This window comes from Allobosea sp. GW821-FHT12C12 (assembly GCF_058807355.1).
The window spans coordinates 447,058-469,296 of record NZ_JBXAQP010000001.1 but is presented as its reverse complement, the minus strand read 5'-3'; the positions used below and the strand labels follow the sequence as shown (position 1 = coordinate 469,296).

General features: G+C 68.5%; 22 protein-coding genes and 1 tRNA gene. 14 read left to right on the top strand and 9 right to left on the bottom strand.

What is annotated here, in order from left to right:
• Window positions 1-75: 75 nt before the first annotated feature.
• From AC1RRW_RS02410 to AC1RRW_RS02390, 5 genes are all read left to right on the top strand, one after another.
• Entirely contained in the window at window positions 76-531 is a 456-nt protein-coding gene (locus tag AC1RRW_RS02410) for an Lrp/AsnC ligand binding domain-containing protein (RefSeq protein WP_492898829.1), read from the top strand.
• 177 nt (window positions 532-708) lie between these two features.
• Window positions 709-1,773 carry an ABC transporter substrate-binding protein gene (locus AC1RRW_RS02405; RefSeq protein WP_492898827.1) on the top strand — a complete coding sequence of 355 codons (1,065 nt, stop codon included), beginning with the start codon at window positions 709-711 and terminating at the stop codon, window positions 1,771-1,773.
• 86 nt (window positions 1,774-1,859) lie between these two features.
• Window positions 1,860-2,648, top strand: a complete 789-nt coding sequence (locus AC1RRW_RS02400; protein ID WP_492898825.1) for an ABC transporter ATP-binding protein — start codon at window positions 1,860-1,862, stop codon at window positions 2,646-2,648.
• Window positions 2,645-3,415, top strand: coding sequence for an ABC transporter permease (locus tag AC1RRW_RS02395; RefSeq protein WP_492898823.1), 771 nt, complete (start codon window positions 2,645-2,647; stop codon window positions 3,413-3,415). Before AC1RRW_RS02400 ends, AC1RRW_RS02395 begins: the two co-directional genes overlap by 4 nt.
• A gap of 82 nt (window positions 3,416-3,497) precedes the next feature.
• Window positions 3,498-5,117 carry an AMP-binding protein gene (locus tag AC1RRW_RS02390; protein WP_492898821.1) on the top strand — a complete coding sequence of 540 codons (1,620 nt, stop codon included), beginning with the start codon at window positions 3,498-3,500 and terminating at the stop codon, window positions 5,115-5,117.
• Here AC1RRW_RS02390 and AC1RRW_RS02385 read toward each other — a convergent pair.
• The 4 genes from AC1RRW_RS02385 to AC1RRW_RS02370 form a co-directional block, all read right to left on the bottom strand.
• Window positions 5,089-6,240, bottom strand: a complete 1,152-nt coding sequence (locus AC1RRW_RS02385) for a GNAT family N-acetyltransferase (RefSeq protein WP_492898819.1) — start codon at window positions 6,238-6,240, stop codon at window positions 5,089-5,091. The two genes, AC1RRW_RS02390 and AC1RRW_RS02385, sit on opposite strands and share 29 nt — an antisense overlap.
• A gap of 120 nt (window positions 6,241-6,360) precedes the next feature.
• Window positions 6,361-7,470 (bottom strand): CobW family GTP-binding protein, encoded by a 1,110-nt coding sequence (locus tag AC1RRW_RS02380; RefSeq protein ID WP_492898817.1) that lies wholly within the window; start codon window positions 7,468-7,470, stop codon window positions 6,361-6,363.
• Between the two features lie 20 nt (window positions 7,471-7,490).
• Complete coding sequence (locus AC1RRW_RS02375; protein ID WP_492898815.1) at window positions 7,491-8,393, bottom strand: EamA family transporter; 903 nt, start codon at window positions 8,391-8,393, stop codon at window positions 7,491-7,493.
• Window positions 8,394-8,403: 10 nt separating this feature from the next.
• Window positions 8,404-9,933, bottom strand: coding sequence for a D-alanyl-D-alanine carboxypeptidase family protein (locus tag AC1RRW_RS02370; RefSeq protein WP_492898813.1), 1,530 nt, complete (start codon window positions 9,931-9,933; stop codon window positions 8,404-8,406).
• Window positions 9,934-10,144: 211 nt separating this feature from the next.
• Between AC1RRW_RS02370 and AC1RRW_RS02365 the strand changes: the two genes are divergently transcribed.
• The 7 genes from AC1RRW_RS02365 (at window position 10,145) to AC1RRW_RS02335 (ending at window position 17,155) form a co-directional block, all read left to right on the top strand.
• The gene (locus AC1RRW_RS02365) at window positions 10,145-11,047 is read left to right on the top strand and encodes a DMT family transporter (protein ID WP_492898811.1); all 903 of its coding nucleotides are present in this window, start codon (window positions 10,145-10,147) and stop codon (window positions 11,045-11,047) included.
• A gap of 125 nt (window positions 11,048-11,172) precedes the next feature.
• Window positions 11,173-12,342, top strand: a complete 1,170-nt coding sequence (locus tag AC1RRW_RS02360) for an acetyl-CoA acetyltransferase (RefSeq protein ID WP_492898809.1) — start codon at window positions 11,173-11,175, stop codon at window positions 12,340-12,342.
• 27 nt (window positions 12,343-12,369) lie between these two features.
• Complete coding sequence (locus AC1RRW_RS02355; RefSeq protein ID WP_492898807.1) at window positions 12,370-13,563, top strand: MFS transporter; 1,194 nt, start codon at window positions 12,370-12,372, stop codon at window positions 13,561-13,563.
• 65 nt (window positions 13,564-13,628) lie between these two features.
• Window positions 13,629-13,793: an AbrB/MazE/SpoVT family DNA-binding domain-containing protein gene (locus AC1RRW_RS02350; protein WP_492898805.1), complete on the top strand. Its 165-nt coding sequence runs from the start codon at window positions 13,629-13,631 to the stop codon at window positions 13,791-13,793.
• A 712-nt stretch (window positions 13,794-14,505) separates the two neighbouring features.
• Window positions 14,506-14,928 (top strand): translation initiation factor 2, encoded by a 423-nt coding sequence (locus AC1RRW_RS02345; RefSeq protein ID WP_492898803.1) that lies wholly within the window; start codon window positions 14,506-14,508, stop codon window positions 14,926-14,928.
• Window positions 14,929-15,040: 112 nt separating this feature from the next.
• The gene (locus AC1RRW_RS02340) at window positions 15,041-15,328 is read left to right on the top strand and encodes a hypothetical protein (RefSeq protein WP_492898801.1); all 288 of its coding nucleotides are present in this window, start codon (window positions 15,041-15,043) and stop codon (window positions 15,326-15,328) included.
• 390 nt (window positions 15,329-15,718) lie between these two features.
• Window positions 15,719-17,155, top strand: coding sequence for a homospermidine synthase (locus tag AC1RRW_RS02335; protein WP_492898799.1), 1,437 nt, complete (start codon window positions 15,719-15,721; stop codon window positions 17,153-17,155).
• A 141-nt stretch (window positions 17,156-17,296) separates the two neighbouring features.
• Here the strand turns inward: AC1RRW_RS02335 and AC1RRW_RS02330 are convergent, their stop codons facing one another.
• From AC1RRW_RS02330 to AC1RRW_RS02315, 4 genes are all read right to left on the bottom strand, one after another.
• Window positions 17,297-18,691 carry an MFS transporter gene (locus AC1RRW_RS02330; RefSeq protein WP_492898797.1) on the bottom strand — a complete coding sequence of 465 codons (1,395 nt, stop codon included), beginning with the start codon at window positions 18,689-18,691 and terminating at the stop codon, window positions 17,297-17,299.
• A 120-nt stretch (window positions 18,692-18,811) separates the two neighbouring features.
• Window positions 18,812-19,483 carry an LON peptidase substrate-binding domain-containing protein gene (locus AC1RRW_RS02325; RefSeq protein ID WP_492898795.1) on the bottom strand — a complete coding sequence of 224 codons (672 nt, stop codon included), beginning with the start codon at window positions 19,481-19,483 and terminating at the stop codon, window positions 18,812-18,814.
• Between the two features lie 19 nt (window positions 19,484-19,502).
• Window positions 19,503-20,402: a thioredoxin gene (gene trxA / locus AC1RRW_RS02320; protein ID WP_492898793.1), complete on the bottom strand. Its 900-nt coding sequence runs from the start codon at window positions 20,400-20,402 to the stop codon at window positions 19,503-19,505.
• 81 nt (window positions 20,403-20,483) lie between these two features.
• A complete protein-coding gene (locus AC1RRW_RS02315; protein ID WP_492898791.1) occupies window positions 20,484-21,041 on the bottom strand; it encodes a prolyl-tRNA synthetase associated domain-containing protein in 558 nt (185 codons plus the stop codon).
• A 157-nt stretch (window positions 21,042-21,198) separates the two neighbouring features.
• On the opposite strand from AC1RRW_RS02315, the gene AC1RRW_RS02310 reads away from it, so the two are divergent.
• Window positions 21,199-21,273: transfer RNA gene (locus tag AC1RRW_RS02310), tRNA-Gly, on the top strand.
• Window positions 21,274-21,550: 277 nt separating this feature from the next.
• Entirely contained in the window at window positions 21,551-21,820 is a 270-nt protein-coding gene (locus tag AC1RRW_RS02305) for a hypothetical protein (RefSeq protein WP_492898789.1), read from the top strand.
• A gap of 8 nt (window positions 21,821-21,828) precedes the next feature.
• On the opposite strand, the gene AC1RRW_RS02300 is transcribed toward AC1RRW_RS02305, so the two are convergent.
• Entirely contained in the window at window positions 21,829-22,218 is a 390-nt protein-coding gene (locus tag AC1RRW_RS02300; protein ID WP_492898787.1) for a cupin domain-containing protein, read from the bottom strand.
• Between the last annotated feature and the right edge of the window lie 21 nt (window positions 22,219-22,239).

The following is a 22,239-nucleotide window of genomic DNA, read 5'->3' as shown; positions in this document are numbered from 1 at the left end:
GCATATCAATTGGATATTCTGTAAGATATGCCGCATAATGTATCGTAAATTCTCGCTTCAGCAGAGAATAATCCCATGCTCGACCGCATCGACCGTCGCATCCTCTCCCTCCTGCAATCCGAGGGGCGGATCGCCGGCGTCGAACTCGCCGACAAGGTCGGCCTGTCGCCCACGGCCGTCGGCGAGCGGCTGAAGCGGCTGACGCGCGAGGGTTTCGTCACCGGCTACCGCGCCACGCTCGATCCGCTGAAGCTCGGTCTCAACCTGCTCGTCTTCGTCGAGGTCTATCTCGACAAGACGACGCCCGACGCCTTCGAGCGGTTCGCGGCCGCGGTGAAGCGCGCCCCGGAGGTGCTGGAATGCCATATGGTGGCGGGCGGCTTCGATTATCTGGTCAAGACCCGCGTCGCCGACATGAACGCCTATCGCCGCTTTCTCGGAGAGGTGCTGCTCGCGCTGCCGGCGGTGCGCGAGACGCGCACCTATGCGGTGATGGAGGAGGTAAAGACCGATGGCGCGCTGCCGTTGTGAGGTCGCCGCGTGCTGTGGACGCAGATGCCTTTTTTTGGTGCAGGATGCCTGCCGACAGGACGCTTAGCGCTTGACCTGCCGGCGCTATCCGCCAGTTTGAAACGGTTCTCGTCCGGCATGCCGCTTGCTGTATCCGTCCTCGAATGGCGGCTCTGTCCGCCCCGCCCGGAGTTCACGATGTTCAAGGTTCTGCATTCAGCCGCCGGTTCGCTGTCGCGGCGGAAGCTCGTTCGCCTGGCGACCGCCGGCGCGCTCGCCCTGTCCGCCTCCCTTGCCGGCCTGCACGGCGCCAGCGCCCAGACCGCCGTTCGCTTCACGCTGGACTGGCGCTTCGAGGGCCCCGCCGCGCTCTTTCTGATGGCGCAGGAGAAGGGCTTCTTCAAAGCCGAGGGACTCGACGTCACGATCGACACCGGCAACGGCTCGCGCGAGGCGATCCCGCGCGTCGCGTCCGGCACCTACGATGTCGGCTTCGGCGACGTGAACTCGCTGATCCGCTTCCGCGATGAGAACCCCTCGGTCGACCTCAAGGCCGTTATGATGGTCTACGACAAGCCGCCCTTCGCCATCGTGGGCCGCAAGAGCCGCGGCGTCACGGCCGATGTGAGGAGCCTCGAAGGCAAGAAGTTCGGCGCCCCGGCGGCGGACGCGGCCTTCGCGCAATGGCCGATCTTCAAGGCGGTCAACAAGCTCGACGACAGCAAGATGAAGCTGGAGAATGTCGGCTTTCCGGTGCGCGAGCCGATGCTGGCCTCGGGAGAGGTCGACGCAGTGTTCGGCTTCGCCAACTCCTCCTACATCAACCTGAAATCGCGCGGCGTGCCGGTCGACGACATCGTCACCATGCTGATGTCCGATTACGGCGTCGAGCTCTACGGCAACGTCATCATGGTCTCGCCGAAATTCGCCGCCGAGAAGCCGGAAGCCGTGCGCGGCCTGCTGCGGGCGATCACCAGAAGCGTCAAGGAGGCGGTCGCCAACCCGGCCTTGGGCGCGCAGCTCGTGATCAAGCGCAACGACGTCGCCAAGGTGGAGGTCGAGGAGGAGCGTCTGAAGATGACGCTCGACCAGAACGTGATGACGCCCTGGGTCAAGGCCAACGGCTTCGGCGGCATCGACAAGGCGCGCTGGGCCCGCGCGCTCGACCAGATCGCGCTGACCTTCACCTTCAAGGACAAGGCGAAGGCTGGCGATGCCTTCGTCGACACCTTCCTGCCGGCCTCGGCCGAGCGGGTGTTCTGAGCTTGAGGATTTGATCCGACGTCATCCCGGATCTCCGCTTCGCCGCGTCCGGGATGACGGCGCTGGATGCGAGAAGAGAGAGCCGCTTGACCGCCTTCGTCGAACTTCACGATGTCACCCATGTCTATGGCGGCGGCGCTGGGCCGCCCGCCGTCGAGGGGCTGTCGCTGAAGGTCGCGGAGGGCGAGTTCGCGGCCATCGTCGGTCCGTCCGGCTGCGGCAAGTCGACGATGATGAAGCTCGCGACCGGGCTGCAGCGGCCGAAATCCGGAACCGTGATCGTCGACGGCAGACAAGTCGTCGAGCCGATCAAGATCACCGGCATGGCTTTCCAGAACCCGGTGATGCTGCCCTGGCGGACGACGCTGGAGAACCTCCTCCTGCCGCTGGAGATCGTCCAGCCGCACCGCTCGCGCCTGCGCGCCAACAAGGCCGAATACGTCGCCCGCGCCGAGAGGCTCCTGGAGACGGTCGGCCTCGAGGGCATGGGCTCGAAGTTTCCATGGCAGCTCTCGGGCGGCATGCAGCAGCGCGCCTCGCTGTGCCGCTCGCTGATCCACGAGCCGAAGCTGCTGATGCTGGACGAGCCCTTCGGCGCGCTCGACGCCTTCACCCGCGAGGAGCTCTGGTGCGTGATCCGCGACCTGCATGCGCAGCGCGGCGTCACCGTGATCCTGGTGACGCACGACCTGCGCGAGGCCGTGTTCCTGGCCGACCGGGTGTTCTGCATGTCGGCAAGGCCGGGCCGCATCATCGCCGAGCGCGAGGTCACGTTCGCGCGCCCGCGCGATCTGGAGATCACCTACACGCCGGAATTCGCAGGCATCGTGCACGAGCTGCGCGGCCATATCAGCGCGGCGAGGCAGGCGGCATGACGCGTTCGACCTGGCTCAAGCTCGCGCCCTATCTGTTCACACTCGCCTTCTTCCTGCTCTGGGAGCTGGCCTGCCGGGTCTTCAAGATCTCCGGCTTCATCCTGCCGCCGCCGACCGCGATCTGGGCCGCGCTGATGCAGTACCAGAAGCCGCTCTACACCAACGCCTTCCACACGCTCTGGATGACCAGTTTCGGCTTCGGGCTATCGATCGTGTTCGGACTGGCGCTCGGCCTGCTCGTCGGCTCGTCGAAGCTGATCTATGCCGGCCTCAATCCGCTTCTGGTCGGCTTCAACTCGATCCCGAAGGTCGCGGTCGTGCCGATCCTGGTGATCTGGTTCGGCGTCGGCTGGCTGCCCCCGGTGCTGACCGCCTTCGTGATCTCGTTCTTCCCGATCGTGGTCAATGTCGCGACGGGCCTCGCCACCATCGAACCCGAGACCGAGGACGTGATGAAGGCGCTCGGCGCGAGCCGGCTCGACATCATGACCAAGGTCGGCATCCCGCGCTCGCTGCCCTATCTGTTCGGCGCGCTGAAGGTCTCGATCACGCTGGCCTATGTCGGATCGGTGATCGGCGAGCAGAACGCCTCGAACATGGGCCTCGGCAACCTGATCACCCGCGCCTCGGCCGATTTCAACGTGCCGCTGATCTTCGCCGCGCTGATCGTGCTCGCCATCCTCGGCGTGTTCCTGGTCGCGATCGTCGACATCGTCGAGAACCGGATGACCGGCTGGGCCAAGCGCTCGCAGATGGGCAATGCGTGAGTGCGGCATGACTTAAGGCCAAGGTGACAGGCCGGGGCCTCCTGCCTATCGTGCCGCGGCTTTTCCGCCGGACTTCTGACCGTTGCAGCTTCCCGACCTCCGCGACCATGACGCGCTTCGCGCCGCCTTCCGCTGGGCCATCCCCGCGCGCTACAACATCGCCGTCGACATCTGCGACCGCTGGGCGGCGGTCGAGCCAGACCGGACCGCGATCATCGAGGTCAGCCAGGACTGGCGGGCAACCCCCGTCTCCTTCGGCCGTCTGCGCGAGCAGTCGAACCGGCTGGCCAATGCGCTGAGGTCTCGCGGCGTCGCGCGCGGCGACCGGATCGCGATCCTGCTGCCGCAGGGCAGGGCGGTGCTGACCGCCCATCTCGCCGCTTACAGGCTCGGCGCCATCGCCGTGCCGCTGGCGGCGCTGTTCGGCGTCGATGCGCTGGCCTATCGGCTGTCGGACGCCGGCGTGAAGGTATTGGTCACCGACGCCGCCGGGCTCGCCAAGGTCGGGCAGATCGCCGAGCCGCTGCCGGAGCTGGCGCTGACGATCTCGACGGATGGGGCGCAGGGCGCGGCGCTCGGCTGGGAGAGCCTGCTCTCCCAGGCAAGCCCGGACTTCACCGCAGTCGACACAGGCCCGGACGACCCGGCGCTGATGATCTACACCTCCGGCACGACCGGGAACCCGAAGGGCGCGCTGCACGGCCACCGCGTCCTGCCGGGCCATCTGCCGGGCGTGCGGATGCCGCACGAGTTCTTTCCGCAGGCCGGCGACATCGCCTGGACGCCGGCGGACTGGGCCTGGGCCGGCGGTTTGCTCAACATGCTGCTGCCGAGCCTGCATTTCGGGGTGCCAGTCGTGGCGCGGCCGGTGACGCGCTTCGAGCCCGAGGAGGCCTTCCGGCTGATGGCGGAACAGGGCATCCGCAACGCCTTCGTGCCGCCGACCGCGCTTCGGATGCTGCGCGGCGTCGACAGGCCGCGCGAGCGTTTCGAGTTCGACCTGCGCACGCTCGCCGCCGCCGGCGAGGCGCTCGGCGCAGAGACGCTGCATTGGGGCCGCGAGGCGCTGGGGCTCACCATCAACGAGGCCTATGGCCAGACCGAGTGCAACCTCGTGCTCGCCTCCTGCGCCGCGATCGGCGTCAGCCGGCCGGGCTCCATCGGCAAGGCGGTGCCGGGCCACGAGGTCGCGATCATCCGGCCGGACGGCTCAGTGTGTAACGCCGGGGAGGATGGCCAGATCGCGGTGCGAAGGCCGGACCCGGTGATGTTCCTCGGCTACTGGAACAACCCGAAGGCGACCGCGGACAAGTTCGTCGGCGACTGGATGACGACCGGCGACCAGGGCGTGCAGGACCAGGACGGCTATGTCCGCTTCATCGGCCGCGACGACGACGTCATCACCTCGTCGGGCTATCGCATCGGGCCGGGCGAGATCGAGGATTGCCTGCTGAAGCACGAGGCGGTGTCGCTCGCCGCCGTGGTCGGCAAGCCGGATGCGCTTCGGACGGAGATCGTCAAGGCCTTCGTCGTGCTGAAGGCGGGCCGTGCGCCGTCCGACGCGCTGGCGGCCGAGCTTCAGGCCTTCGTCCGAAAGCGGCTCTCGGCGCATGAATATCCGCGCGAGATCGCCTTTCGCGACCAGCTGCCGCTGACCACGACCGGCAAGATCGTCAGGCGGCTCCTGCGCGCGGAAGCCTAAGCAGCGAGCGCCGCAGCACGTCGCGGGCGCGCACCGCCAGATCGCGCGGCTTCATCGCGGCATGCGGCGTCAGGCGGAACTCGCCCTGTCTGGCGGGCCCCGAGCCGAACGCCGGCGCGCCGCCGGGCAGCAGGATCGCGCGGCCGGGCGAGGCTTCGTCGAGCAGCGCCAGCAGCACCAGTTCCGGCTCGAACGGCCCATAGGCATCGTCCTGAGCCGAGGCGAAAAGCCAGCGCGTCCGGCCGCGGCCGAGCAGGATCGCGCCGGCGATCGGCCTTTCGCCGAGCATCAGCAGCGCCACGCGGCATTGCCGGATGCGGGCGAGGCCGCGCGTCATGGCGCGGATGAAGCCGGCCTCGCGGGTGTCCTGCAGCATCGCCGTGCCGGCGCGGGCGCGCGCGCCGGAGGCCTCCATCGCCAGCAGCACCTCGACGGCGTCGCGTAGCGCTATGCGCGCGCCGCTCTCGATCAGGGTGAGCTTGCCCTGCCGGGCGAGCCCATCGGTCAGCGCGCGGGCCTCCTCGCGGCCGGCCAGCGCAAGCCGCGGGCGCCCGGCCTGTCGCATCGGCCGCAGCGTCGCGGTGAGACCGAGCCGTTCGGCGGCGCGCAGGATCGCGGTGGTCAGCGGGCCTTCGAGAGCGACCTGGCGCAGGACGAGGCCATGGCCATCGAGCCGCCAGCCATCGCGCAGGCTGAGCACGGCCTCGATCGCGGCCTGGGCCTGCATGCGATCGAGCAAAGGCGCTCCGTCGAGGATGCGCCGGTCGGAGAAGCCGATCAGTTCGTCGGGCACGAACAGGCGGTTGCGCGGAAAGCACGGGATCAGCCCGATCAGCCGGCGCTGCGGCTCGTCCGCCTCGCCCTGCCAGGCCAGGATCGCGACCGCGTCCCGAAAGGCGACGATGTGCTGCGCGGCGGCGAGCGCGAAAGCAGGTTCGAAGAAGAGGTTGGATTCGACGGCGCGGCCGGCGAGGTCGGCCCAGGCGTCGCGGATGCCGGCGCAGGCGTGGAGCGGCCTGATCTCGATCCTGATCGGAGTGTCCGGCCGGCGGCGCCCCGACTGCGGCGCGGTGAACGGACCGGCTCCCGAAGAAGAGCCCTTGACGGCGACGATTAAATTCATCTGGCCCTGCCTGCGGTCCGCTGCGTCGTCCCGGCGCGGGCCTGTGCCAAAATGGCAAGCCGGCGCGTCCGGGAGAACTCGTGGCGGGACAGGTTTCAAAATCGGGGCCAGCGGGCCGGATCAGGCCGGGGCGGTCTGCCTCTCCGTCTGGCCGAGAAAGGCGGCCCAGAGCCGCTCGACCCCGGCCGGCTCGATGTCCCTGACGAACAGCACGAGCCGCGAGCGCCGGTCGGCATCGGGCCAGCTCTCGAGCAGGACCGGCGGATGCAGGATCTGCTGCACGGCATGGACCAGCAGGGGCCGCCCCGGATGCTCGCGCAGGCCGACGAGTCCCTTGAGGCGCAGCAGCTTCGAGCCATGGGTCGAGCGCAGCAGGGTCCAGAACAGATCGAAGGTCGCCCGTGCGATCGGCTGCTCGGCCGTCAGCGTGAAGGCGCGGATCGCCCCGTCATGACGATTCACGTCATGACGACGGGCGTGGCCGTGGACGTGATCATGGCCATGATGGTCGTCGTGGTGACGATCCGCGTGCGGCGCGGCGACGGCCTCGGTGGCAAGCCAATGCGTCAGCTCGGCCGGCCTCCCGGCGAGGTCGTAGAGCCCTGCGCCGATCAGGTCTTTCGCCGGAGCGTCCGGCTTGCGCAGCGAGACGCCGGGATTGAGCGCCGCGAGCCGCTGGCGCAACGCGTCGACCGTCTCCGCATCCGTCGCCAGCTCCGTCTTGGTCAGGACGATGCGGTCGGCCGCGATCACCTGCTTGCGGGCTTCCTCGTGCTCGTCGATGGTCGCCATGCCATTGACCGCGTCGACCAGCGTGACGACGCCGTCGAGCCTGAAGCGCATGGCGAGATAGGGGTGGTTGATCAGGACGTTGAGGATCGGCGCGGGGTCGGCCAGCCCCGTCGTCTCGATGACGACGCGCCTGAACGGCGTGATCCGGCCATTGTCGTGCCGGCGCAGCAGATCCTCCAGGGTCACGATCAGATCGTCGCGGATGGTGCAGCACAGGCAGCCCGAGGCGAGCAGGATCATGCTCTCCTCGACGCCCTCGATCATCAGGTGGTCGAGGCCGATCTCGCCGAATTCGTTGACGATGACGACGGTCTCGGAGAGCGCCGTGTCTTTCAGCAGGCGGTTGAGCAGCGTCGTCTTGCCAGCGCCGAGGAAGCCGGTCAGCAGGGTCAGGGGAACGGGCGCGGGACGCCTTGCGTCCTGGCTGGAATCTGGCATTGCGGGGTGGTCCCCGGGCGTCAGGCCGCTGCCGGCCGGCGGAATTTTTGTTCCAGTATTACATTGGCTATGATCGCCGCCACGACAAGGCCGCCGCCGGCATATTGCATCAGGCCGACCCGCTCGCCGAGCACGAAGGCCGCGATAGCGACGGCGAAGACCGGCTCGGCGCAGAAGGCCAGTCCGGCGGGGCCCGGCGCGACGCGGGCCAGCGCCAGCACCTGCAGCAGGAAGCCGACGATATAGCCGCCGATCGTCACCGCGACCGCGAGCGGGGCCAGCGCCAGACTGCCGGGCGGTCTGAAATCGCCCGTGAGCGCCAGGATCGCCAGCGTCACCGGCAAGATCAGCAGATGCGACCAGAACAGCTTCGGCGCGAGACCCGTCGTCGCGCTGGCGGAAGCCGCGAAGAACTGCGTCGCGGCGAAAACGCTCGCGGCGATGGCGAGCGCCAGACCGCGCGGATCGAGGCCGTGGAAATTCGGTCCGACGACCATGGCGACGCCGGCGAAGGCGACGAGCGCGACGCCGAGCCGGTCCGGGCTGAAGCGCGCCGGGGTGACGAGCGGTTCTGCCAGCACGATCAGGATCGGGAAGGTGTAGAACACCACGACCGCGACCGTGATCGGCAGGAACGCGACCGAGGAGAGATAGGCGCAGCCGACCAGCGCGCTCATCAGGCCGAACAGGGCCAGCGCCCGGCGCTCTTGCGGCGGAACCTTGAGCGAGGCGCGCCAGATCGCCATGGCGGCGAGCACCAGCGCCAGCATGATGAAGACGCGGTAGAACACCAGCAGCGGTCCCGAAAGGCCGGCCTGCCCTGCGATCCGGGCGCTGACGATGTTGGTCCCGAACGCGGCGGCCGAGCCGAGCGCCAGCAACAGGCCCTGCTGCGTCGCAGCGGCGCTGCGTCCGGCAATCACGCGCTCATGCTCAGGCGTCGGGCTTCGTCTTGGGCTTCGTCTTGACCTTGGCCTGCGGCGCGGCCGCGGCCTTGGCGGGCTCGGCCTTGCCGTCCGCCTTGCCCTTGGGCTTGGCCAGCAGCAGCGGTCGGGCCGGCGCGGGCTTCGCCTTGATGCCGGCCGCCGCACCGGGACGCAGGCTCGCCGCAGTCGCCGCGCCGGGCTGGATCGCACCCTGCAGGCGCAAGGGACCGGACTGGGGCGTGACCTCCTCCGTCGCCGGCGCGAAGGCCGAGGTCGTGCCGGGAATGCCGCCATTGCCCGAGGCGGTGCGGGCCGAGGCCGTGCCGAGCAGGCTGGCCGTGGCCGGCGCGCCGGGCGTGATCGTCGGCGGCGCCGCGCCGCGCGCGATCATGCTGTCGGGGCGCCCGGTGACATTGGCGGCCAGCGGCGCGGTCGCCGAACCGGGCGTGCGGCCGAAGGAGACCTCGACCGGCATCGCCTGGGCGCGCGGTCCGAGCACGATGCGGCCCGAGGGCGCGCGCGACAATAAGCTGCTGGAGGCGGAGGGTTGGGCTGTGAAGATCGGGAAGCGGTCGGACGTGCCCTCGCCATTGCCGCCGAGCCCGAGCACGGGCTGGGCGCCGATCGGGCCGGCGAACTCGGCATCGTCGGCGAGCGCGCCCTCGCCGCCCTTGCGGCGGACGTCGTCGCAGACGCTCTGGGCGCGGCCGCCATTGCCGGAGGGAAGCGTCGCGGCGGTGTAGCCGAAGCCGCCCCATTTGCCGAAGCCGTCATCGAGCAGTTGCGCCGCCTTGATGGTGCGCTCCGAGGCCGAAAGCGCGCCGAGCACGACGGCGATCAGGGTGCGTCCGCCGCGCGTCGCGGTCGCCACCACATTGAAGCCCGACGCGCAGACGAAGCCGGTCTTCATGCCACTGACGCCGTAATAGCGTCCGACGAGGCCGTTGGTGTTGTTGAGCACCTGCCTGCCGAGCTGGACGGCGGCCGTGTTCCAGTAGTCCGAATAGTCCGGAAACTCGCGCATCAGCGCCATGGCCAGGATGGCGAGATCGCGCGCGCTGGTCTGCTGGTCGGGATGGTGCCAGCCATTGGGATTGACGAAATTCGTGTCGCGCATGCCGAGCCGCTGCGCCTCGGCGTTCATCATCGAGACGAAGGTCGGAACGTCGCCGCCCACGCCCTCGGCGATGACATAGGAAATGTCGTTGGCCGACTTGACCATCATGATGCGCAGCGCGTTGTCGAGCGTCACCTCCTGGCCGGCGCGGATATAGACCTTCACGCGCGGCTGACCGGCGGCGAGCTTCGAGGCCGGGATCGCCGTCTCGAGCCCGATGCGGCGCTCGCGGACCGCCTTCAGCGCGAGATAGGCGGTCATCATCTTGGTGGTCGAGGCCGGATACCAGGCCTGGCTCGGGTTCTCGCTCGAGAGAACCTCGCCGCTCGCGGCGTCGATCACGAGACTGGTGCCGGCGCTGGCCGGCACGGCGAATGCGAGACCGAGCCAGACGGCGGCGGCGAAGCGGAAAGCGATCATCGGCTGGTCTTGAACCTGTCTGGACGAGGGTTGAGGCTGGAGGCTTCAACGCGACGCGTGCGGCATTTTCGAGACGGCTGACGCCGAGGCGCCGGCTCACCGACGCATACCTACCCCCAGCGGAGCGATTTGCCTAGCCGCCAAAGCCGGTTCACAAGGCGTGTCAACCGGGACCTGCGCCGGTGCGGACTGCGCCAGAAGACACGCCTCAGTGAACCTCATCCTCCTCTGGATTCCGGCGACGATCGCGGCCTCGCTGCTGCAGACCGCGCGCAACCTGACGCAGCGCTCGCTGACCGAGGCGATCGGCGTCGTCGGCGCGACTCAGGTGCGCTTCCTCTACGGCTTGCCCTTCGCGCTCGTTTTCCTTGCGGGTGTCTGCCTCGCGAGCGGGCGGATGCCGCCTTCGACCGACGCGCGCTTCCTGCTGTTCGCGCTCTGGGGCTCGCTGACCCAGATCGCCGCGACCGGGCTGATGCTGGCGGCGATGCGCGAGCGCTCCTTCGCCGTCACAACCGCCTACACCAAGACCGAGCCGGTGCAGGTCGCGGTCTTCGGCGCGCTCCTGCTCGGCGACGCGGTGACGCTCTGGAAGTTCGCCGCGATCGCGCTGGCCACGGCGGGCGTCGTGACGATGTCGTGGAAGCCGGGCGAGAAGCTGAGCGCGGCGGGGCTTCGGCCGGCTGTGCTCGGCATCGCGGCCGGCGCCAGTTTCGCGCTGTCCGCGCTCGGCTTCCGGGCCGCGATCCTGGCGCTGCCGGACGGGAATTTCTTGCTCCGCGCCACCACGACGCTGGCCTGGGGGCTGGCCTTCAGCACGATCGTACTCGTGGCCTACATGACGATCGCCGATCGCGGCGCGCTGGTGCGCTCGCTCCGGATCTGGCGGCGCTCGCTGACGGCCGGCTTCCTCGGCGCGGCGGCCTCGCAATTCTGGTTCATCGGTTTCTCGCTGACGAGCGCCGCCAATGTCCGCACGCTCGGCCTGCTCGAAGTGCCGCTGGCGCAGATCGCCTCGCGGCGGGTCTTCGCCGAAGGGACGAACGCGCGCGAACTCGCCGGCATGGCGATGATCGTGGTCGGGGTGGGACTGGTGCTGCTGCTGTCGGTTTGAGCGCGATCCGTTCCGCATCGTGGTCCCTCTTTCCACGCACGCCGGAAATGCGCTTGTGCCCGCTTGCGGGCAGGACTTTCGCGGCGCAATTAGACTGAAAAGCTGATTATCAGGAGAGAAACGCCATGTGCGCCGCAATCGTCGGCTGGGCCCATACGCCGTTCGGCAAGCACGACGCCGAGACCATCGAGAGCCTGATCGTACGGGTCGCGACCGATGCGCTGGTCGATGCCGGGATCGCCGCCGATCAGGTCGACGAGATCGTGCTGGGGCACTACAACGCCGGCTTCTCCGCCCAGGACTTCACCGCCTCGCTGGTGCTGCAGGCCGATCCGGCCTTGCGTTTCAAGCCGACGACGCGGGTCGAGAATGCCTGCGCGACCGGCTCGGCGGCCGTGCATCAGGGCGCGCGCGCGATCAAGGCCGGCGCCGCCAAGATCGTGCTCGTCGTCGGCGTCGAGCAGATGACCAGGACGCCGTCCGCCGACATCGGCAAGTTCCTGCTGAAAGCCTCCTATCTCGCCGAGGACGGCGAAACCACGGGCGGTTTCGCCGGTGTCTTCGGCAACATCGCCGCTTCCTATTTCCAGCGCCATGGCGACCAGTCCGACGCGCTCGCGATGATCGCGGCCAAGAACCACAAGAACGGCGTCGAGAATCCCTATGCCCAGATGCGCAAGGATCTGGGCTTCGCCTTCTGCCGCAACGAGAGCGAGAAGAACCCTTTCGTCGCCGGGCCGCTGAAGCGCACGGACTGCTCGCTCGTCTCGGACGGGGCGGCGGCGCTGGTGCTCGCCGACGACGAGACGGCGCTCGGCATGCGCCGGGCCGTCGGCTTCCGCGGCATGGCCCATGTCCAGGATTTCCTGCCGATGTCGAAGCGCGACATCCTGAAGTTCGACGGCTGCGCGCTGGCCTGGAAGCAGGCGCTCGGCCAGGCCGGCGTGGCGCTCGACGATCTCTCCTTCGTGGAGACGCATGACTGCTTCACCATCGCCGAACTGCTCGAATACGAGGCGATGGGCCTGACCAGGGAAGGCGACGGCGCGCGCGCGATCAAGGAAGGCTGGACCCAGAAGGACGGCAAGCTGCCGGTCAACGTCTCCGGCGGCCTCAAGGCCAAGGGCCACCCGATCGGCGCGACCGGCGTCTCCATGCACGTGCTCAGCGCCATGCAGCTCGTCGGCGAGGCGCCGGAGGGCATTCAGGTCGGGGACGCCCGTCTCGGCGGCATCTTCAACATGGGCGGGGCGGCGGTGGCCAACTACGTCTCGGTGCTCGAGCGGATCAAGTGATCCGGCCGGTCGGCAGGCGGGCGTGACGTGATCGTCTTCCTGGCGCTGCTGCCGGCCTATTTCCTGTCGATCTTCTACCGCTCCTTCCTGAGCGTGATCGCCCAGCCGGTGATGGCCGATCTTTCGATCGGCCCGCGCGAGTTCGGCTTTCTCGGTGCGGCCTGGTTCGTCGCCTTCGCCTGCGCGCAGTTCCCGGTCGGCTGGGCGCTCGACCGGCTCGGCCCGCGCCGGACGGTGGCGGCGACGATGGCGCTCGGCACGGCCGGGGCCTTCCTGTTCGCCTCGGCCGGAAACGCGCTCACCGGCATGTTCGCCATGGCGCTGATCGGCATCGGCTGCGCGCCGATCTTCATGTCGGCGCTGTTCCTGTTCGCGCGCACGACCGAAACCGCGCGCTTCGCCTATCTGACCTCGGTCTTCATCGGCATCGGCTCGCTCGGCAATCTGGTGGGCGCCGGGCCGCTGGCGGTCGCGGCCGAGCGCTTCGGCTGGCGGCCCTCCATGCTGGCGATGGCCGGCGCCTTCGGCGTCGCGGCGCTGCTGGCGGCCTTGCTGATCAGGGACCCGCCGCGCGCCGAGCAGGCATCGGGCAGGGCCGAGGGACTGATCGAGGGGCTCGCCAGCATCCTGAAGATCAGGGCCCTGCGCTATCTCGCGCTGCTCACGCTGAGCGGCTACGCCATCGTGGCGACAGCGCGGGGCCTGTGGATCGCGCCCTTCATGCGCGACGTCCACGGTTTCGACGCCGTGACGGCCGGCCATGCCGCCACCGCGATGGCGCTCGCCATGGTCGGCGGCGCGTTCTTCTACGGCGCGCTGGAAAAGCGGATCGGCCGGGTCAAGCCGCTGGCCCTGTGGGGCACGGTCGCGGCCGCCGCATTGTTCGCGCTGCTGGCTTTGGCGGGCGGGGCGTCGTGGTTCGCCGCGGTCGTGCTGTTTTCCGCCATCGGGGCGATCGGCTTCACCTATGCCGTGCTGATGGCGCATGCGCGCATCTTCTTCCCGGCCCATCTGATCGGGCGCGGCATGACGGCGGTGAACTTCCTGTTCATCTCGGGCGCGGCGCTGGTGCAGTCGGGTTCGGGCTGGTTCATCGCGGCCCAGCGCGAAGCGGGCCTGGGGGCGGCGGCGACATTCGCCAACCTGCATTGGGTCTTCGCGGGACTGCTGGTGGTCTCGGCTGCGGTCTATGCGCTGACGCCGGAGAGGGCGACGGGCTGAGGAACACTTGCCGCTGAGCGAGGCTGGTATTACCTTGAGCGGCAGAGGTTAATACACAGGCTGCGATGGCGACCACGGTGACGAGCAAAGGACAGGTGACGATCCCGAAAGCGATCATTGACTTGCTCGGGATCGAGCCTGGAAACGCGGTTGATTTCCGCATCGACAAGACTAGGTGTTCAGGTCGTCGTCGAGAAGCTCGTCGGCGAGAGGCCCAAAAGTCGATTTGATTCCGTGAGGGGCATCCTCCCATCGCGGCCCACGACAGACGAGATCATGGCCATGTTGCGCGGCGACGAATGACGCTCGTCGACACCAATGTCCTGCTCGACGTCTTCACGAACGATCCGGACTGGTCGACATGGTCCCAGGCACAACTCGATCGGCTAGAGCGCCGGACTTGAAATTGGAATCGTTGGGATCCCCTTGAGTTCGGCTTTGTGATTCACCGTTTGCGGAGGTGGATCATGGGCAGATGTTATTCTGAACTGATCCGGCCCGGCAGTCGGCCAGGGCGCGGCGGGACCAGACGCTGAAGCCGCAGATCGCCCGCGTCTTCGCCGAGAACTTCGCCGTCTATGGCGTGCGCGAGGTCGCGGATCTGCTCGGAGGCAAGGATTTCGCCGAGATGCGGGAGCGGATGCGGGCGCTGGAGCAGCGGCGGGCGCAGTAGTTCTGGTTTTCGCCAGTCGCAAGGGCCGTCGTCAGCAACCGCTGGCGGCGGCTTTTTCGTTCTGGTTCGCCGGCGCCTTGGAACATCGGGGGAACAGGTCTGGCGAACCGAAAAGGCAAGTCGTTGCGATCATGCGCTTGTTGCAGTCCCTTCCGGGACGCCATCGCTCCATCTTTCCCAGACCTTTCAACAGCCTGGCGGTTTCGACCGCTGGACATGCCTGTCTTGCTTGTGCAGATGCGTATGGGGGTTTCAAGGGGCTGACAAAGATGAAGATTGTGATTTCGTGCGTCGCCGCGCTGCTGGTCGGCGCGTGTGGCACGGTGACCAGGGGCACCACAAACGACGTGACCTTCAATTCCGAGCCGGCCGGGGCCCGGATGCAGACATCGACCGGGCTGAGCTGTCCGGAGACGCCCTGCACATTGCCGATCAACCGGAAGCAGGAGTTCATCGCCACGTTCACGCTCGAAGGCTACGCACCGCAGCAGATCGCGGTGACGACCGATGTCAGCGGCGGCGGCGCCTCCGGTTTCGCCGGGAACGTGCTGGTCGGGGGAGTGGTCGGCATGGCGGTCGATGCGAGCACGGGCGCCGCGCTCGACCACAAGCCGAACCCGGTCTTCGCCCGCATGGCGCCCGTGGCGAGGCCGACGGAGCGCGGTCGGCGCGATCGCGCTCCGGTGCCGTAGCCGGCCCATCCGTCGGAATCGGGCGCCCGTGCGTTCTCGCGCGGCGTCCTCCCGGATCGCCGGGAACAATGCCGGCCCTGACGGCTTCCTCCATCACAGGAGGTTGCCTGCCATGACCAAGCCCCGCGAAAACCAGGCCCTGCCGGAAGCCGAACGGAGGCCGGCGGGCCCGGCGGTGTCGGGAATCGACGCCGATCCTGTCGAGACCGGCTCCCGCGTCGGCGATCGGACCAATGTCCATGACGCCGGCAGCGACGCCAACGATACGCCAGACGGCCTGACCGAGCAGGAAGAGGCCGTGCGGCATGCGGCCGAGGACATTCCCACCGGCGCATCGCCGGAAGGCCCGATCGAGCGCATGCCGGTCTTCGACCGAGGCGGCCTGCCGCCCAAGGCCTGAGAAGAGACCGTGCCCTCGCTCTAACCGTCAGGTCCAGCGCTGCCGACAGGTCGCGGCCGCGATGTCGTTGGCGCGCGGCCTCTCGCCAGCCCTTACGCCTCGCGTTCATCCCGATCACGAGAGCTGCAGCGAGGTGAAGGAGGGGTCGGTCATCACCTGCCGGCCCTTGCATGAGCGGCGCCGACACCATCCATGTCTCCCATCGCGACCGCGGCGAGCGGCAGGCCGGTCCGCGGACACGCGGCGGCTTCGTCCGGGAGCCAGTTCCTGCGGCGATTCCCTCCCGTCAAGCGGATGCCACACACGGCCGCGATCATTGACGCGTCGCCGTTCCAGCCATAGGAGCCGCGCATCTCCCGTTTCTGACGCCCGCTGAAGGACGCCTCGCTCATGACCACCTGGCCCGTCTACGCAACGATCACCGGCCCCATCGTGATGATCGGCTTCGGTTCGATCGGCCGTGGCACGCTGCCGCTGATCGAGCGGCATTTCGACTACGACCGCGCGCGCCTCGTGGTGATCGATCCCGACGATGCCGACCGGGCCCTGCTCGACGAGCGCGGCATCCGCTTCATCCAGCAGGCGGTGACGAAGGAAAACTATCAGGAGATGCTCGAGCCCCTGCTGACCGCAGGCGGCGGCCAGGGGTTTTGCGTCAACCTCTCGGTCGATACCTCCTCGCTCGACATCATGCAGTTCTGCTCCGATCTCGGCGCGCTCTATATCGACACCGTCAACGAGCCCTGGGTCGGGTTCTATTTCGACGCCAGCAAGGGCCCTGAGGCGCGCTCGAACTACGCGCTGCGCGAGGCGACGATCGCGGCCAAGCACGCGCGCCCGGCCGGGACGACCACGGCCGTCTCCTGCTGTGGGGCGAACCCCGGCATGGTCTCGTGGTTCGTCAAGCAGGGCCTGCTCAACATCGCCGCCGATCTTGGATTGCAGATGGCCGAGCCGAAGACCCGCGCCGAATGGGGCGCGCTGGCGCAGGCGGTCGGCGTCAAGGGCATCCACATCGCCGAGCGCGACACGCAGCGCGCGCGCCAGCCCAAGCCGCCCGGCGTCTTCGTCAACACCTGGTCGGTCGAGGGCTTCGTCTCCGAGGGCATGCAGCCGGCGGAACTCGGCTGGGGCACGCACGAAACCTGGATGCCGGAGAACGGCCGCACCCACGAGGCCGGCTGCCAGGCGGCGATCTACCTGCTCCAGCCCGGCGCGAACACGCGCGTCAGGTCGTGGTGCCCGACGCCGGGGCCGCAATACGGGTTCCTCGTCACCCATAACGAGTCGATCTCGATCGCCGACTATTTCACCGTGCGCGACGGCTCGGACAAGCCGGTCTACCGGCCGACATGCCATTACGCCTATCACCCGGCCAACGACGCCGTGCTCTCGCTGCACGAGATGTTCGGCCAGGCCGGTCGCGTTCAGGAGGAACACCACATCCTCGAGGAGAACGAAATCGTCGACGGCATCGACGAACTCGGCGTGCTGCTCTACGGCCATGCGCGCGGCGCCTACTGGTACGGCTCGCAGCTCTCGGTCGAGGAAACGCGCCGGATCGCGCCCTATCAGAACGCGACCGGCATGCAGGTGACCTCGGCCGTGCTCGCCGGCATGGTCTGGGCGCTGGAGAACCCGAACGCCGGCATCGTCGAGGCCGACGAGATGGATTTCCGCCGCTGCCTCGAAGTGCAACTGCCCTATCTCGGGCCGGTGACGGGACACTACACCGACTGGACCCCGCTCGACGGCCGTCCGGGCTTCTTCCCCGAGGACATCGACACGAGCGATCCCTGGCAGTTCCGGAACATTCTGGTGCGCTGAGGACTGTCATTCCGCGGCTTCGCGGAGCGAAGGACCCGGAACCCGCGACCGGGCGGACGCTTTTGCGAAGCGCGGTCGATGCAGCACGCCGTCGTGGGCTCCGGGTTCGGCCCTGCTGGGCCGCCCCGGAAGGACCGAGGGCTACTTCGGCCGCTCGACCCTCACCCCCGCGAGCAGCGCCCCGCCGACGAGGAAGAACGCCACCAGCACCGCCAGTCCCGCGCGCTGGCTGGCGAACAGCGTCGTCGCCAGCGCCACCAGCGTCGGACCCATGAACGACGTGACCTTCCCCGAGAGCGCGAACAGGCCGAAGAACTCGCCCGCCCGCCCCTCCGGCGCGAGCCGCGCCATCAAGCTGCGCGAGGAGGCCTGAAGCGGGCCCGCGACGAGGCCGATCAGAAGGCCGAGCGCGAGATAGACCCGCTCCGCCAGCGAGGCGAAAAGCCCGTCGCCCGGCGTCGCCGGCGCGGCCGCCATGACGAAGAACACCGTCTCGCGCCCGAGCGAGAGGATGCCGAGGCAGGCCAGCAGCAGGCAGGCGATCGCGCCGAGCACCACCGGCTTGCCGCCGATTCGGTCGTCGAGCCTGCCGCCGAGCCAGGCGCCGAGCGTGCCGGTGACGGTCAGCAGGATGCCGAAGATGCCGAGCTCGATCGTCTGCCAGCCGAAGACGCCTGCGCCGTAGATGCCGCCAAAGGCGAAGAGCGCGACCAGCGCGTCCTGGTAGATCATGTTGGCGAGCAGGAAGCGGCCGAGCGAGCCCAGCCGCGGCAGCTCGGAGAGCGTCGCCCCGAGCCGGCTCCAGCCGCCGCCGGCGGCCTCCGCCAGCTTCATGCCGGTAGGAGGCGCATCCGGCGTCAGCACGAACATCGGCGTGACGAAGATCACGAACCAGAGCGCCGTCAGCGGGCCGGAGAAGCGGTCGCCCTCGCGGGCGGCGGCGTCGAGCCCGAGGATCGGCGTCAGCCCCGCGAGCGTCCTGCCGGCGCCGGGATCGGCCGCGAGCAGGGCCAGCGTGATCGCAAGCGAGATCAGCCCGCCGAGATAGCCGATCGCCCAGCCCGTGCCCGAGAGCCAGCCGAGGCGTTCCGGCGGCACGAGCCGGGTCATCATGGCGTTGTTGAAAGTGGTCGCGAACTCCGCCCCGATCGTCGCGATCACGAAGCCGGCGAGCGCGATCGGCACGGCCGAGGGCGAACCCGGGACGGCGAACCAGAGCGCGCCCGAGCCCGCGACGAGCAGCGCCCCGAAGGTCGCGATCCAGGGTTTGCGCGGCCCGGTCCGGTCGGCGATGCCGCCGAGCACGGGCGAGAGCAGCGCGATGCACAGGCCGGCGAAGCCGGTGGCGTAGCCCCAGAGGGCCTGGCCCTGCGCCGGATCGGCGGCCAGCACCGATGCGAAGAAGGGGGCGAAGACGAAGGTGGTGATCAGCGTGAAGAAGGGCTGCGCCGCCCAGTCGAAGAACAGCCAGGCCGTGACGGCGCGGCGCGGCGGGTACGTTAATGACGATGGCTCGGCCACCACCTCAACCCTCATCCCGAGCAGCAGGCGAAGCCTGTGTGTCGAAGGATCCTGCAGTCTGCTCCGGAGCCATCCGGAGCATCCTCCGAGACGCGCCTTTCGCGCTCCGCAGAACGAGGTCGGAAGGAGATATCGTCACTGAAGCGTCGTCTCGGGGTCGCCCCCGCCGCGCGCGAGCTCGATCTCGGTGATCGCGACCAGCACCTCGGCCCGGTTCTTCAGGTCGTGCGCCTCCAGCAGCGCCTGCTTCTCGCGCGGGCCGAAGGGGCACATCATCGCCAGCGCATTGACCAGCGCCTCGTTGGGAGCCTCGTTGACGCCCTTCCAGTCGATCTTGAGCTCGTTCGCCTTGGCGAAGGAGCGCAGCGCCTTGAGCAGGCCGGCGCGGTCGACCTCGTCCTCGCCGGCGCGCGCGGTGAAGTCGACGGCGAAGTCGTCATACGAGACGCGGGCCTGCCGGTAGGGCGTCGTGACCGAGAGCTCCTCGACGAGCCGAAAGCGGCTGATTCCGGTCAGGGTCATGATGTAGCGGTCGTCGCCGGTCTCGGCGAACTGGGTGATGCGGCCGATGCAGCCGACATGCAGCAGGGCCGGCGCGCTCTGCTGGCGGCCGCTTTCGGGCTCCGGCTGGATGATGCCGACGACCCGGTGCGCGCGGATCGCGTCGTCGACCATGGCGAGATAGCGCGGCTCGAAGATGTTGAGCGGCATCTGCCCGCGCGGCAGGAGCAGGGCGCCGGCCAGCGGGAAGACGGGGATCACCAGCGGGCAATCCTCGGCTCCGTTGTAGACGGCGTTCATGCCCACTTTGGTCGTTCCTTGTCGGTCAGGAGAACAGCAGGGTCGAGAGCTTGCGTCGGCCCGCCATGCTGTGTTCGTCCATCGGCCCCCACGCCTCGAAGAATTGCAGCAGCTGCTTGCGCGCGCCGTCGTCGTTCCATGCGCGATCGGCCCTGATGATGGCGATCAGATGGTCGACCGCCTCCTCGCGCTTGTCGCGCGCGTTCAGCGCGACGGCGAGATCGAAGCGCGCCTGATGGTCCTTCGGGTCGGCCGCGACCCTGGCCTCGAGCTCGGCGGTGTCGCCGAGATCGGCGGCCTGCTCGGCGAGCTCGATCGCGGCGCGCATCGCCGCGATCGCCGGATCGGCGGCCTTGGCCTCCGGCGCCATGGCGAGAATACCCTTGGCGCCGTCGAGATCGCCCATGTCGAGATGCAACCGGGCGAGGCCGGCGATGGCGGCGAGGTTCCCGGGCTCGAGCTCCAGCACGCCGGCATAGAGTTCGCTCGCGCCGGCGGCGTCGCCCGCTTCCGCCGCGGCCTCGGCCGCCGCGACCATCTCCTCGGTCGGGCCGGGGCCGACCGGGCCGACCAGCTTCTCGACGAAGGCCTTGACCTGGCTTTCGGGCAGCGCGCCCATGAAGCCGTCGATCGGCTGGCCCTGCCTGAAGGCGATCACGGCCGGGATCGACTGGATGCCGAGCTGGCCCGGGATCTGCGGGTGCTCGTCGATGTTCATCTTGACGAGCTTGACCTTGCCCTTGGCGCCCTTGACGACCTTCTCAATGATCGGGGTCAATTGCTTGCACGGGCCGCACCACGGCGCCCAGAAATCGACGAGCACGGGCTGCGTCATCGATTCGGTGACGACGTCCTGCCGGAAGCCTTGCGTCGTCGTGTCCTTGATCAGGCCGGGTTGGTCGGCCACAGCGTCGTTGCCCAGCATGGGTCGTCCTTCGTCGCAATCGCTAGCGTCTGAAAATCGGCGGGCGCGCCGCCAAGGCAGCTGCCGCATAGATGGGGAGGCTCAGCCGTTCTGTCCATCTTGCCGCATGCCATCTTGCGGCACGGGCAGATCGATGACCACAGGCTCATGGCCGGTCCCGCGCAGAAAGGCCAGCATGTCGTCGCGCGCGATCCGCAGCGTCGCCGTGTTGATCAGCGGATGGAAGTTCATATCCTCGCCGGTCATCAGCTTGGCGTCGAGCACCATGGTGACGGCGCGGTCGCGGTCGTTGATCACGGCGAAGGCGGTGACCGAGCCCGGCGTCACGCCGAGCCGCTGCATCAGCGCCTCGGCCGAGCCGAAGGAGAGCCGCCCGCTCGCGCCGAGCGTCTCGTGCAGGCGCTTCAGGTCGATGCGCGCGTCCTCGCGCGCCGAAACCAAAAAGAGCCGGCCCTTCTTGTCCTTCAGAAACAGGTTCTTCGTATGCAGGCCGGGCCGTCCCTCGCGATGGCTCGCCGATTCCGCGACCGTGAAGACGGCGTCGTGGTCGATGCGATGGAAGGGCAGACCCTGCGCGGTCAGATGGGCGCAGAGTTCGTCGGGCGTCAGCGGTGCGGTCATGGTCGTCAGTGCAGTCATGGGCTGGTCGATCGTGGCGTGAACGGCTTGGTGCGTCTGTGTGAGCAAGCCGCGCGACAATTTCAACAGGGCGGGTTCAACAAGGCGCTTGCGCTGCCTGCGGCTTTGGGGCAATAAGCCGGCCTCGCCGCCGGTGACGGCTGCGTCATGTCCTGATGCGGGAGTAGCTCAGGGGTAGAGCACAACCTTGCCAAGGTTGGGGTCGAGGGTTCGAATCCCTTCTCCCGCTCCAGGACATCTCATCGTTCGAGAATCACGCAAGCGTCGGGTTCCCCGGCGCTTTTTGCATTGGCGGCCTCGGCCGTTCGCTTGCCGCCGTCGCATGAACGCGAGCCGACGTTCCTGTTCATGCGCGGTTGTGGTCGCAACCTGCCCTGTGGGCTGACCACGGGCCGCCTCCCATGCGCGCGCCATGGTCGTCGCGACCACCATCGCCATTGATCGCGCGGTCGCCCGTCTCGTCATGGGAACCGATAAGCGGGCGGCCCGTTGCCGTGGAAGGAGGCCAGATGTCGCAAATGAGCGCGGACGAGGCCGGCGTTGTGGACCGGCTTCTGGAGATCATCGCCGAGGAAGGCCTCGTCGATCGCAGCAAACTCGAGCCCGACGCGGTGCTCGGCGACATCGGCGTGTCGAACGACGATCTGATCCTGATCGGCAACGCGATCGAGCGCCAGTTCGACCGCGACATGCTCGGCGACGACGAACTCGAGAGTTGCGTCACGGTGAAGGATCTGCTGGCGCTCATCGGCGCGAGGCTGTCGAAACCGGCCGATTGACCGGGCGATCAGGGGGCCTCGGGCACGTAGCGCCGCGACAGCTCGTTCCGGTCGTCATAGGAGGCCTCGAAGATCGCGGCCGCCAGCGTCGCGCGGACATGCAGCATGTCCGTGCCGACGTTCCTGAAGCCATGCCGCGCGCCCGCCGGGATCAGCACCGCCTGGTTGGCGGTGACGGTCATGGTCTCCCGGCCGAGCGTGATCTCGGCCGTGCCCGAGAACACCTCCAGCACCTCCTCGACCGCGTGCAGATGCATCGGCGCGCCGAGGCCCGGCTCGCAGAACTGGTCGAAGATGCAGAGCTGATGGGACCGCACGGTCGCCGAGACGCGCATCTGCGTCATCACGCCGTCGCGCCATTTTTCCATCGGCTGGGTGTTGTGATCGAGCAATGACATGGTCTTTCCCCTTGCTCAGGC